Origin of the sequence: Streptomyces sirii (assembly GCF_045690365.1) — a bacterium.
GTDB classification, from domain to species: domain Bacteria; phylum Actinomycetota; class Actinomycetes; order Streptomycetales; family Streptomycetaceae; genus Streptomyces; species Streptomyces sirii.
Window position 1 is genome coordinate 599601 of record NZ_CP147982.1, and the last position, 12317, is coordinate 611917.

Annotated in this window: 11 protein-coding genes; 6 read left to right on the plus strand and 5 right to left on the minus strand. The window is 70.2% G+C overall.

The annotated features are described in order from the left end of the window. Window positions 1–139: 139 nt before the first annotated feature. Together WAB15_RS02805 and WAB15_RS02810 are read left to right on the plus strand one after the other, a co-directional pair. Window positions 140–1420, plus strand: a complete 1281-nt coding sequence (locus tag WAB15_RS02805) for a helix-turn-helix transcriptional regulator (protein ID WP_407285168.1) — start codon at window positions 140–142, stop codon at window positions 1418–1420. A 385-nt stretch (window positions 1421–1805) separates the two neighbouring features. Next, window positions 1806–4382 (plus strand): SpoIIE family protein phosphatase, encoded by a 2577-nt coding sequence (locus tag WAB15_RS02810; protein WP_407289146.1) that lies wholly within the window; start codon window positions 1806–1808, stop codon window positions 4380–4382. Window positions 4383–4431: 49 nt separating this feature from the next. Here the strand turns inward: WAB15_RS02810 and katG are convergent, their stop codons facing one another. Next, window positions 4432–6621: a catalase/peroxidase HPI gene (gene katG, locus WAB15_RS02815; RefSeq protein WP_407285169.1), complete on the minus strand. Its 2190-nt coding sequence runs from the start codon at window positions 6619–6621 to the stop codon at window positions 4432–4434. Window positions 6622–7051: 430 nt separating this feature from the next. Between katG and WAB15_RS02820 the strand changes: the two genes are divergently transcribed. After that, window positions 7052–7177 carry a hypothetical protein gene (locus WAB15_RS02820; RefSeq protein ID WP_407285170.1) on the plus strand — a complete coding sequence of 42 codons (126 nt, stop codon included), beginning with the start codon at window positions 7052–7054 and terminating at the stop codon, window positions 7175–7177. 22 nt (window positions 7178–7199) lie between these two features. Here the strand turns inward: WAB15_RS02820 and WAB15_RS02825 are convergent, their stop codons facing one another. Continuing rightward, the gene (locus WAB15_RS02825; protein ID WP_407285171.1) at window positions 7200–7535 is read right to left on the minus strand and encodes a 4a-hydroxytetrahydrobiopterin dehydratase; all 336 of its coding nucleotides are present in this window, start codon (window positions 7533–7535) and stop codon (window positions 7200–7202) included. A 309-nt stretch (window positions 7536–7844) separates the two neighbouring features. Here WAB15_RS02825 and WAB15_RS02830 point away from each other — a divergent pair, with 309 nt between their 5' ends. After that, complete coding sequence (locus WAB15_RS02830) at window positions 7845–8621, plus strand: Fpg/Nei family DNA glycosylase (RefSeq protein WP_407289147.1); 777 nt, start codon at window positions 7845–7847, stop codon at window positions 8619–8621. Between the two features lie 103 nt (window positions 8622–8724). Here WAB15_RS02830 and WAB15_RS02835 read toward each other — a convergent pair whose 3' ends face one another. Next, window positions 8725–9093: a low affinity iron permease family protein gene (locus WAB15_RS02835; protein WP_399145001.1), complete on the minus strand. Its 369-nt coding sequence runs from the start codon at window positions 9091–9093 to the stop codon at window positions 8725–8727. A 557-nt stretch (window positions 9094–9650) separates the two neighbouring features. Here WAB15_RS02835 and WAB15_RS02840 point away from each other — a divergent pair. After that, a complete protein-coding gene (locus tag WAB15_RS02840; protein WP_407285172.1) occupies window positions 9651–10535 on the plus strand; it encodes a Rieske 2Fe-2S domain-containing protein in 885 nt (294 codons plus the stop codon). A gap of 36 nt (window positions 10536–10571) precedes the next feature. Here WAB15_RS02840 and WAB15_RS02845 read toward each other — a convergent pair whose 3' ends face one another. Together WAB15_RS02845 and WAB15_RS02850 are read right to left on the minus strand one after the other, a co-directional pair. After that, complete coding sequence (locus tag WAB15_RS02845; protein ID WP_407285173.1) at window positions 10572–10697, minus strand: hypothetical protein; 126 nt, start codon at window positions 10695–10697, stop codon at window positions 10572–10574. Between the two features lie 34 nt (window positions 10698–10731). Then, window positions 10732–11292, minus strand: a complete 561-nt coding sequence (locus WAB15_RS02850) for a hemerythrin domain-containing protein (RefSeq protein WP_407285174.1) — start codon at window positions 11290–11292, stop codon at window positions 10732–10734. A gap of 362 nt (window positions 11293–11654) precedes the next feature. Here WAB15_RS02850 and WAB15_RS02855 point away from each other — a divergent pair, with 362 nt between their 5' ends. Next, complete coding sequence (locus tag WAB15_RS02855) at window positions 11655–12185, plus strand: hypothetical protein (RefSeq protein ID WP_407285175.1); 531 nt, start codon at window positions 11655–11657, stop codon at window positions 12183–12185. Window positions 12186–12317: the final 132 nt, after the last annotated feature.

A 12317-nucleotide genomic window follows, 5' to 3' on the forward strand; every position in this document is an offset into this window, starting at 1 on the left:
CGTCCGGCGGCCGGGGCCCCTGCGTCCAGATCGGCCGAGAAGCGGGCATGTGGCCCGGGGGCTCCGGATACGCATGGCGGTGGCGCACCATGCGCGCCGTCATCGAACTCGTTGAACTCTTCGCCAAAGAGGGGCCGTTGTGAACGAGACCGGTCTGAAGTCGCTGCTCGAACACCTTCCGGTGTCCTGGTGGGAGGCCGACGGTGAACTGCGGGTGATCGACAGCGGGGGTGGTGCCTTCGGCGACAGGGGGACCGCGCAGCGCTTCCTGGACACCGTGCGCCAGGAGCTGTCCGACCCGCCGGCCTCCGGAGTCGGCCGCTGGCGGGCCCGGTTCGACGGCCGGCTCTTCGATGTGCGCTGGTGCCCCGGCACGCCACGGCAGGGCCGCTCCCGCGGGATCGCCGTGGAGGTGGGCGCCGGCCCGGCCGCTCACCGGCGTTACGACGCCTTCGCCGACCTCGCCCCCGCCGCGGCCTTCATCCGGGACGCCGACGGCCGCCACCTGTGGGCGAACCACGCCTACGCCCACCTGTACGGCACCACACCGGAGCGCGTCATCGGCAAACACGTCGCGGAGGTCGACTCCCCGGTCGACGCGGCGCGGATCCTCGCCCTCGACAAGGACGTGCTCACTCGCGGGAAGCCGGTGCGGCACACCCTCACCTACCACCGCCCGGACGGCAGCAGCGGGCAGGCGGCCGGCCATCGCTTCCCCGTACAGGAGGGCACCGAGACCTGTGTGGCCGGCATCTACATCGACATCAGCGACTACACCCGCGCGCTCCACCAGCGCCGGGAGGCCGAGGAGAGCCTGTGCGCGCTGCGCGATCACAGTGGGCTGCCGTGTGCGCTGATCTCCGCGGGCGGCCGGATCCAGCAGGCGAGCGCGGCGGCCGCCGAACTGCTGCAGATCCGGCTGTCCGACCTGGTCGGCCGCCGGGCCGACAGCGTGCTGGCGCCCGCCTCGGAATCAGCCGGGCTGTGGCGCGGCTGGCGCGATCTGATAGTCCGCCGCAGCCGACGGATCCAGACCTCCGCCGTGCTCGTCGACGCCCACGGCCGGCAGCGCAGGGCCCGACTGCACCTGACGACGGTGGGTCGGGGCACGGCCCGCGCCACCAGCGTCTGGGCGGTCGTCACCCACCAGGGCATCGCCCACGAGTCCCACCCCGCCCTGACGGCAAGCCAGGAACGCATCCTGTCGCTCCTGGCGGTCGGCCGCAGCAACGCGGACATCGCCATCTCGCTGCACCTCTCCCGTCAGACCGTCGACTACCACCTCAGCCGTCTCCGGGACCTTCTGGGCGCTCCCAACAGGTGCGCGCTGGTCGCCCGCGCCTACGCCCTCGGCATCCTCGTCCCGCAGTCCTGGCCTCCGCGCTCGGTGACCGGCACCCCTTCGCCAAGAGGCACGTAGCCGAGCCCGGCCCGCTCCAGGCACGGTCGGTGACCACCGCGGAGAGGTCATGTCCATGCCCCCATGTGCGCGCCCGGAGACATGGTTCGCCCGGCGGAGGGTGATGGAAAATAGTCGTATGCGCGGGTTTTGCTGGCTCTCGGCACTGGGGCGCCCACTCTGGCACGGACCGCGCCGCCTGTGGGCCGACAGACGCCGAGGCCACCAGCGAGGTCACCGGAACCCCGGCCCTGGGCGCGACGCCGGAGAAGCCGGCCCTGCGCCGCGTCGCGCCGCCGGCCGGTCCTGGAAGGCGTTCCTGGCCTCGCTCTTCAGCTTGCGGACCGTCGCGGGCCAGGCGTTCGTATGGCAGCTGACGGTCCTGATCCTGCTCGCGGCCACCGCGATGGTGACCCTGGTGCTCAAGACCACGAACGACGCCCAGACCGATGCCCGCCACCGCTCCCTCGCCGTCGCGGAGGGCTTCGCCCACTCCCCCGGTGTCGTGCAGGCGCTGCAGTCGCCCGATCCCACGGCGGCGCTCCAGCCGCTCGCCGAGGCCGCCCGGAAGGGTTCCGGCGTCGGTTTCGTCTCCGTGCTCAGCAAGAGCGGGATCCGCTACACCGACCCCGTGCCCGGCCTGATCGGCCAACGCGCCCAGGGCGACATCGGGCGCGCCGCGGCCGGTGAATCGTTCACCGAACTCTTCAAGGGCAAGCCGCAGAGCGCGGTCCGCGCCCTCGTGCCCGTCACCGACGCCGATGGCGCGGTGATCGGAATCGTCAGCGCGGGCGTGCAGACCGTGGATGTCGGCGCCACGGTCAGCCGCCAGTTGCCGGTGCTCGTGGGCGTCGCGGCGGGCTCGCTGGTCCTCGCCGCGAGCGGGGCGGCGCTCGTGAGCCGGCGGCTGCAACGTCAGACGCACGGCCTGGGACCCGTCGAGATGACCCGGATGTACGAGCACCACGACGCCGTCCTGCACTCGGTCCGGGAAGGTGTGCTGATCCTGGACCCGGAGAAGCGGCTGATACTGGCCAATGACGAGGCCCGGCAGCTGCTCGGCATGCGCGCGAGCGCGGAGGGGCTGCCTCTGGACGCATTGGGCCTGGCCCCGGAGATGGCCGCGCTGCTGGGATCCGGGCGCACCGTGACCGACGAGGTCCATCCGTCCGGGAGTCGCCTGCTGGCCGTCAATCTCCGGCCCACGACCGTGCACGGTGGCTCCGGCGGATGGGTCGCCACGCTGCGCGACACCACCGAACTGAGTGCGCTGGCCGGCCGGGCCGAGGAGGCCCGGGAGCGGCTGAAGCTGCTGAACGAGGGCAGCACCCGCATCGGCAGCACCCTCGACCTGGGGCGCACTTCGCAGGAGCTGGCCGACGTGGCGGTACCCCGGCTCGCCGACTTCGTCAGCGTCAACCTGTTGGAGACCCTGCTGACCGGAGACGAGCTGCCCCCGGGACCGATCACCGGCGCCGAGCTGCGCCGGGTGGCGCACCGGTCCGTTCTGGAGGGCACACCGGAGGCCCTGGTCGAGGTGGGCGACGTCGTCTTCTACCCCGAGGAGTCGCCGCAGGCCCGCTGCCTGGCGACCGGGCAGTCGGAGCTGCATCGCGTGGCGGACCCGGCCATCGACGCCTGGCTGGCAACGGACCCCGCGCGTCTCGCCAAGGGCCGCGCATACGGATTCCACTCGTGGATCGAGGTGCCGTTGATCGCGCGGGGTACGACGCTGGGAGTGGTGGACTTCGCCCGGTCCCGGTACCCCGAATCGTTCGAGGCCGACGATCTGGCCCTCGCCGAGGAGCTGGTCGCCCGCACCGCCGTCTGTCTGGACAACGCCTGGCGCTTCAACCGCGAGCGCACGGCGGCGCTCACCTTGCAGCACAGCCTGCTGCCGCGGCGTCTGCCGGAGCAGTCGGCCGTGGAGGCGGCCTTCCGGTACCTGCCGGCCGACCCCCGGCTCGGGGTGGGCGGCGACTGGTTCGATGTGATCCCGTTGTCCGGCGCACGCGTGGCCCTCGTCGTCGGCGACGTGGTCGGACACGGCATTCACGCCTCCGCGACCATGGGCCGACTGCGCTCTGCCGTACGGACCCTCGCCGATGTCGACCTGGCTCCCGACGAGCTGCTCACCCAGCTCGACGACCTCGTCATCAGGCTGACCGCCGAATCCGAGTCCGACGGGGAGTTCGCCGCCCCGGGAGACGTCGGCGCCACCTGCCTGTATGCCGTCTACGACCCGGTGTCGGGCGGCTGCTGCCTGGCCCGCGCCGGACACCCGGCACCCGCGGTGGCTCGTCCGGACGACACCGCCGCCCTCTTGGACCTGCCTGCCGGACCCCCGCTCGGGCTGGGTGGGCTGCCCTTCGAAGCGATGGAGACGGTACTGCCCGAAGGGAGCCTGCTCGCCCTCTACACGGACGGCCTGGTCGAGTCCCGAGCGCGTGGGATGGACGCGGGGCTCGACGCGCTGCAGCAGGCGCTGACGGCCCCGGGCCGCTCGTTGGACGCCCTGTGCGACAAGGTCGTGGAGACCCTTCTTCCGGACCGCCCCGCCGATGACGCCGCCCTGCTACTGGCCCGTGTCCAACGCCTCGACACCGAGCGGGTCGCGACCTGGGACGTGCCCGCCGACCCCGCGGCGGTGGCCGGTGTCCGTACGGACGCCGTCCGCCAACTGTCGGCATGGGGCTTGGAGGACATCGCCTTCGTCACCGAACTGATCGTCAGCGAGCTCGTCACCAACGCCGTCCGGTACGGCGCCGCTCCGATCCGGCTGCGGCTGATTCGCGACCGCGCGCTGATCTGCGAGGTGTCCGACGGCAACAACACGGCACCCCACCTGCGCCGGGCCCGCGTGTTCGACGAGGGCGGCCGGGGCCTGCTGCTCGTCGCACAGCTCACCCAGCGCTGGGGTACCCGGCAGACCACCAGCGGCAAGGTCATCTGGTGCGAGCAGACGCTGCCTGCGGGCGGTTGAGCGCGGCGGCATCCCTTCCGGCGCCGCGCCCACGCCGGACCCGTCGGGCTCAGGCCAGGTCGAACCGGTCGAGGTTCATCACCTTGCCCCACGCCGCCACGAAGTCGCGCACGAACTTCTCCGCCGCGTCCTCGGACGCGTAGACCTCCGAGACGGCCCGGAGCTGGGAGTGCGAACCGAAGATGAGGTCGACGGCGGTGGCGGTCCACTTGACCTCGCCCGTGCTGCGATCGCAGCCGTCGAACACGTCCTCGGCGGAGGCCGACGCCTTCCACTCCGTGCCCATGTCGAGCAGGTTGACGAAGAAGTCGTTGGTCAGGGTCTCCGGCCGCTGAGTGAAGACTCCGTGCGGGGAGCCGTTGAAGCCGGTGTTCAAGGCCCGCATCCCGCCGATCAGCACCGTCATCTCGGGAGCGGTCAGCGTCAGCAGGTTGGCGCGGTCCAGCAGGAGGGTCTCCGGCGACAACTTCTCCCCCGCCCGCAGGTAGTTGCGGAACCCGTCGGCCCTGGGTTCGAGCACGGCGAACGACTCCACGTCGGTCTGCTCCTGCGAGGTGTCCGTGCGCCCCGGTGCGAACGGGACCGTGACGTCGTGTCCGGCGTTCTTCGCGGCCTGCTCGACGGCCGCGCACCCGCCCAGGACGATCAGGTCGGCGAGCGAGACCTTCGTTCCGCCGGCCTGCGAGCCGTTGAAGTCCTGCCGGATCTGGTCGAGGGTCTGCACCGCGTCGGCGATCTCGGGCAGGGCGTTGATCTCCCAGTCCCGTTGCGGCGCCAGTCGGATCCGTGCCCCGTTGGCCCCACCACGCTTGTCGGTGCCGCGGAAGCTTGCCGCCGCCGCCCAGGCGGTGGTGGCCAGCTGGGAGACGGACAGCTTCGAGGCGAGGATCCTGGCCTTGAGGTCGGCGATGTCCCCGTCCGCGACCAGGTCGTGATCGACCTCGGGAACGGGGTCCTGCCACAGCTGCGGCTCGGCGACCCACGGGCCGAGGTACCGCGAGAGGGGCCCCATGTCGCGGTGCAGCAGCTTGTACCACGCCTTGGCGAACGCCACCGCGAGCCTGTCCGGGTTCTCGTGGAAGCTCTTCGAGATCGGTCCGTAGATCGGATCCAGCTTCAGCGCGAGGTCCGTCGTCAGCATCATGGGAGCGTGCCGCTTCGACGGGTCATGAGCATCGGGCACGGTGCCCTGGGCCGACGGGTCCTTGGGAGTCCACTGCTTGGCGCCGGCGGGGCTCGTCGTCAGCTCCCAGTCGTACGTGAACAGGTTGTCCAGGTACCCGTGGTCCCACTTCGTCGGCTCGGCCGTCCATGCGCCCTCAAGCCCACTGGTGAGCGCGTCGGAACCCTTGCCGCTGCCAAAGGTGTTCCGCCAGCCGAGGCCCTGCTGCTCCAGGGGACCCGCCTCGGGCTCCGGGCCGATGTACGAGGGATCGACCGCACCATGACACTTGCCGAAGGTGTGGCCGCCGACGATGAGCGCAACGGTCTCCTCGTCGTTCATCGCCATGCGCCCGAAGGTCTCGCGGATGTCCGTGGCGGCGGCCATCGGATCCGGGTTGCCGTTGGGTCCCTCCGGATTGACGTAGATCAGTCCCATCTGCACGGCGCCGAAAGGAGTGGCGAGTTCCCGGTCGCCGCTGTAGCGCTCGTCTCCGAGCCAGGTGTCCTCGGGCCCCCAGAAGATTTCCTCGGGTTCCCAGATGTCCTCTCGACCGAAGCCGAACCCGAACGTCTTGAACCCCATCGACTCCATCGCGCAGTTACCCGCGAAGATCAGCAGATCGGCCCAGGAGATCTGCCGGCCGTACTTCTGCTTGACCGGCCAGAGCAGCCGGCGTGCCTTGTCGAGACTCGCGTTGTCCGGCCAGCTGTTGAGGGGGGCGAAGCGCTGAGCGCCGGCGCCGCCACCACCCCGGCCGTCGTCGATGCGGTACGTGCCCGCGGCATGCCAACTCATCCGGATGAAGAGCGGCCCGTAGTGACCGTAGTCGGCCGGCCACCAGTCCTGTGAATTCGTCATGACCTCGAAGACGTCCCGCTTCAGCGCGTCGACGTCGAGGCTCGCGAACTCGTCCGCGTAGGTGAAGTCCGCATCCATCGGATTGGACCGCGAGGAGTGCTGGTGGAGAATCTGCAGGTCCAGCTGATTCGGCCACCAGTCCCGGTTCGCCTTGGGCCGAGTCGGTGAAGGGGCCGGGGAGTCGATCACTGGGTTCTCGCTTTCACTGCCGGACATGTCCGTCCTTCTTTCTGTCTCGGTGTTCCTTCAGCCGGCTGCTCGCTCCGCGGCACTCGACGCGGGCCAGCGGCCGGCGAGAACCGTCCCTCACGCACGACGCCGGTGATCGAGTCTGGGTCGGCGTCCGTATGGTTGCGCACCGAAGACCGCACCGCCACGAGAACACGCAGGGCACCGCCGCATCACAAGATTCGACGCACACGGCAAGGTCATTCGGGCGCTCCTGGCGCGACGCCGCCACGCAGGAGAAACCCTCCCGGCACAAGGGCCGACACGCCTCCCATACCGCCATACGCACGCTGAGCAGTTTCCCGCGCACTGGCACGGAGGCGTGTCCATGGTGCAAGTAAGTAGATGTACTCGACCACAGATCGTTTGTGTGGAGACGATCCGGCTTTTGTCCGCACCCATAAGAGGGGAGCCATCGATGATGCCCGGCAAGACCACGAGATCGCTGGAGCAGTACCGCTCCAAACGGCATGCCGACCGCACGCCCGAGCCAGTGGGTGGCACCTCGCCCAGGGCGGTGAAGGATGTCGCCACGGACACCTGAAAGCCGCCGGCAACGCCGGGGCTCAGGAGGCCTCTTTGACGTCGGTAAGCCCCGCGTCGCTGTAGAGCGTGAAATGCACGACCCCGCCACGGATGTCTATATCAGGACGGCGATCCAGCCTCTGGGTATCCACCACGATCCTCTCAAGCATCCGGACGACCGTGGGGAAGTCGTGCGCCTCGATGGTGCGTCGCAACACATTGCCGTCGCGCCGCCACTCCCTCATCTCGGCGCCGGACATCCGGTCTTCGATCTCACTGTCATCAAGGACTCTGGGCACGGTTTTGCCTCCCGTCTGATCCGATATCTGCAGATCTGAAGGACAGGCCGGGGAATTGAAGACGTCGGCGGACGCCACTGGCTCAGGAGCCGCAGGGTGGCAAGCCGGGATGTTCCGGCGCGAGCCAGATCATTCCGAGGCGATCGCATGCGCCGATCCCGCGGTGACGCCCTACTCACACTGTGATCCGCCTCTGTCCCGGGGCAACACGGGACAGCAGGGAGCAGCGAACTGGGCCACGGCATGCGATCTCCGCGCCGCGAAGGTGTCATGAAAAGGAAGGAGAGGAAAGAGGCGGTCTCGGCATGGCACGGCCTGTGTGGAATGGAGTCGGCGACCGACAGCCACTCGGCGAGCCGGCGCACGACGGGGAGTCGCGGAGGGATGATGCCCGAACTACCGGATGTCGAGGGATTCCGTCGGGTGCTGATCACCTGTGGCAGGCGGCGTGTCACGGGCATCGAGGTGCGCGACGCGGGGGTGCTGCGGGGTGTCACCGAGAAGCGGCTGCGGAAGGAGTGTGGGGGAAGGCGGCTCGGGAAGGCCTGGCGGCACGGCAAATGGTTGTTCGCGCCCACGGACGGTGGGCCCACCCTCGTCTTTCATTTCGGCATGACGGGATCCCTGTGGTGCTGTTCTCCCGACGAACCGCTCGCCGCGCACGACCGCCTTGTGCTGACCCTCGGCGACGCCCGTAGCCTGCGCTACCGCGATCAACGCAAGCTGCAGGGCGTGCAGTTGGCCGACGAGGCAGCCGTCGACCGGATCCTGGACCGGCTCGGGCCCGATGCCCTGGTCGTGGACCGAGGGGAGTTGACGGAACTGCTGTCCGGGCGGCGAGGTGCCGTCAAGAGTGCGCTGATGGACCAGTCCGTCATCGCGGGTCTGGGGAATCTGCTGTGCGACGAGATCCTCTGGCGGGCCCGCGTCGCCCCGCGGACCCCGGCACGGGACCTGAGTGAGACGGCCTACCGCGACCTCCACGCGGCGATGGGCCGGGTGCTCCGCACCGCCGTGCGCGCCGGGCGCGTGCCGCCACGGCGTTCCTGGCTCACGGGACGACGGGACGACAGCGAGCCGCTGTGCCCCCGCTGCGGCCGATCCCTGAGCTCCGGTCGCACCGGCGGACGCCGCACCGTCTGGTGTCCGCACTGCCAGTCCTGAACGGCGTCCCCGTCAGGAGGTGCGGTCCGCCTCGGGCACACAGCCGTCCGGGGGCCCCTGCCGGCCTCCGGCCCCGCACCCGCCTACCTGGCGCCTGCGACCGCTATGTCTCCTCCTCCATCCGGATCGCTTTCCTCAGCTCGTCCGCGGCTTCGCTGCCCTTGCCCTCCCGCTGCTCCAGCAGGGCCGCCGCCAGGGCGTCGAGTTTGCGCTGGATCGCGTGTTCCGCCCGCAGTTCGGAATTCTTCAGCAAGGCCAGCAACAGCAGGGTGACCGCCGTCATGAGATCCCCCGCGAGCAGTTGCCATTCAAGGGGGAGGTGAGCGGCGTGCACGGCGATGAACAGGGCGATCAGGGTGAGGCAGACGATGAAGAAGGCGGGGGAGCTGGTGAAGTGTGAGGACTTCTCAGCCAGGTGGGCGAAGCGGCCCCGCCGGGCGCCGCCTCGGTCGGCTGGGTGGCGAAGAGCCATGCGTGCCCTGCCTTCAGGTCATCCGGGAGAGGGGACTGTTCGTACGGAGCGGACTACGGCTCTCGGCCCAGGGCACGGGCCGCGCCCCGTAGGTCCGAGACGAGTCCCGCGTAGGGTTCCTCGCGGTCTTCGGCACGCAGAATCGCTGCCGGGTGGAGTGTCGCGACGATGAGTCCACTGCCGCCGGCGGCCGCACCGGGAGCTCCCTCCTTCGGCGCCCGGATGAGGGGTCGTCCTCGCCGTGGCCCATGCTGTGCCGCCTCCTTGCGGCGGTGGGCGGCCGGCCGGCCCGGCGCCCGCACCACGGGTTCCCGAACACGAGGAGCCCTTAACCCTTCGGCGGGCGGATGGACACCACTGGTCGTACCGCGGGCAAACCGTACGGACCCGACGCGAGCAGCTGACGGCGGGGCATGCGGCCCGACGGTGCGCATGCGCCCGGCGCTGGACGACGGGAGGATCACCTTCCAGGAGTCGAAGGCGACGGCAGGAGGACGAGGATGCGAGTGTCGGCCCGTTCCAACGGTGGTTCTTCGAGGGGCCTGAGCAGGCACCGGGTGAAGGGCGGCGTCGCGCGTGCCGAGGATTCGTTCCTGCGCGCCCTCGACGCGCTCGGCCGCCTGGAGAAGCTGGACACCGTCATCACCCCCGTGCAGCGTGTGGTGCAGCGTTTGCCTCTGGGGAGCGCTCGCGATGTGCTGCACGGGCTGCCCATCGGCCACCCGCTTCACCCGGTGTTGGTACAGGTTCCCATCGGGGCGTGGCTGTCCTCCGCGGTGTTGGATGCCGTGCCCGGCACCGGCCGCGGCTCCCGGCTGCTGGTGGGAGTGGGCGTTCTTGCCGCTGCTCCGGCCGCGCTGGCGGGCTGGGTGGACTGGGCCGAGCAGCACGAGGACCAGATGCGCACGGGCCTGGTCCATGCCGTGTCGATCGCGGTGGCGGTCGGCCTGTACACGAGGTCGTGGGTGCAACGCGGGCGGGGCCGTACGGTGTGGGGCAAGGCCTTGGGCCTGGCGGGGCTGTGCGCGGCGGGTGCCGGAGGAATGCTCGGCGGGCACCTCGCCTTCCGGCAGGCCGCCGGCCCGAACAAGTCGGAGCCCGTGCCCCATCTGCTGGAGGACGAATGGCAGTCCGTGGGAAGCGTGCAGGATTTCCCGGTCGGCCGGGCGGTGCGTCGACAGCTGGGCGAGGTACCGCTGCTCGTCGTCCGTGAAACGGGCGGGCAGATCCACGTGCTGGCCGACCGCTGCAGCCATCTGTCGGGGCCCCTGTCGAGCGGCAAGGTGACCGACGGTTGTGTGGAGTGCCCCTGGCACGGCAGCGTCTTCAGGCTCGCCGACGGCGCGAACGTCCGCGGTCCTGCGACGGCTCCGCAGCCCTCGTTCCTGGTGCGTGTCGACCAGGGCGGAACCGTCCAGGTGCGGCTGCCGGGGGCCGGCTGACGGGGAGAGGAACCCTCGTACCCGTTGCGGTCTCGCTCAGCCGGAGAGCTGACGCAGCACTTCGGAACGATAAAGGTCGACGAATCCGCGCTGGTCAGGGCCGATCTCGCTGATGCAGACGGCATCGAAGCACGCCTCGACGTAGCCGGTGATCGCCTTCACGTGCGCCTCGGCATCAGGTTTGCGATGCGGCCGATCAGGACTTCCCCCGGCCGCTGACGAAGTCCCTGACCCGGTCCACCAGCCCGGCCCCCGGCGCGAGGATCTTGTTCGCCGGCGGTGTGACGGGGGCGGAGGGGTGCGGACGGGTGGGGGCCACCTTCTTCGCCGTACGGATCTTGTCGCCGAGTGTGTCCAGTGCCTCCGCGGAGCAGGCTGCGCGCAGCTGGGGGAAGAGGTTGATCTCCTCGTCCTGCACGTGGCTGGTGACCGATTCCTTGAGCGCCATGAACAGCTGGTCCAGCTGCGGGTCGTCGGCGGAGCAGCCTTCGAGCCTCTTGAGGATCTTCTCCACCTCCCCGTGGTCCTTGAGCTCCTTGTCGGCCATGGCGCCGCCGTTGGCCACGTGCTCGCGTACCGCCGGGTACAGGTACATCTCCTCGGCGACGGAGTGCCGTACGAGCTCGATGGTGACCTCGTCGATGAGCTGCTTGCGGTCCGGGTGGCCGCCGGGCAGCGCCTCGATCCGCCCGAAGAGGTCCTCGACCTCGCGATGGTCCGTGCTCAGTTCGTCGATGATGTTGCCGCCATGCGTCATATGTGCCTCCTGAAGATCAGTGGTCCGGAACCCCGCGCAGTCGTGCGGCGGGCGCTCACCACGTGTTCCCGGGCACGGCGACCACTAACGGGGGGAGGGAAACCCTGGCCCTGGTTGGCTCCGCACCGTCACCCGTGTTGTGGCACGTCGGCGGCGTGCCACAGGACCGGGACGCGACATCCGGGCCGGGAGCAGAGGGCGGATGTGGCACCTTTCGACACTATGCGTGACCTGCGTCATTTCGCCCGATACTCCTTGCCTCTACGCTGCCGGGTGCCCGGGATTACGGGGCCGACTCCGCAGCGCCCGCAAGGATCCACGACCCGCGGGTTTTCCGTGGCGCGTCAGAGAAGGGATGCCGATTGTCCGCCGATATCTCGCCGGTCATAGCCTCCACCGTGCAGTGGTTGCTGCGCTCGTACCCCGTGACCGGTGGTGTCCTCGACGCTGCCCTGGCAGAGGCCCAGGCCCGCCAGGCAGCCACGGTCGCGGCATGGCTGCGCTACCCGACGGCGGCGGATGCCGCCGTGGTCGCCCTGGTCGGCCCCGGGGGCTCGGCCTGGCTGGACTGGATTACCGGAGCCGACGCGTCCGGGTCCGATGCGGCAGAGGAGCCGTGGCGCAGCTGGGTCGACGAGGTCGTGGCGAGCTGGGCCGCATGCCTGCTCACCACGCCGGAGCTCGCCGAGGAGGCGGTGATCGCGCTTGCGAGAGGTGAGCATGCCGCCGGGATGAGCCTCGACTTCCGCCGGCTGACTCGGCCCGATGACAGCGATCGCCGGGCGACGGCACTGCTGCGCCATCCGGACCTCCTCGGTCCGGTCGCCGATCTGCACCGTGCCGCGCTCATACGGCACCTGCAAGGCGACCCGCTCGACGCTGACCGTGTCTAGACGCATGATCTCGTAACCTCGCGGGCCGCGAAGTGCCGAGGCGACCTGGGCTTGCGCGGCGCGCCTCTCGGTCAGCGACGTCCGACGGGCGTTTGCGGCACGGGAGGCCTGGCCGAGACTGAGCAGAGCGGT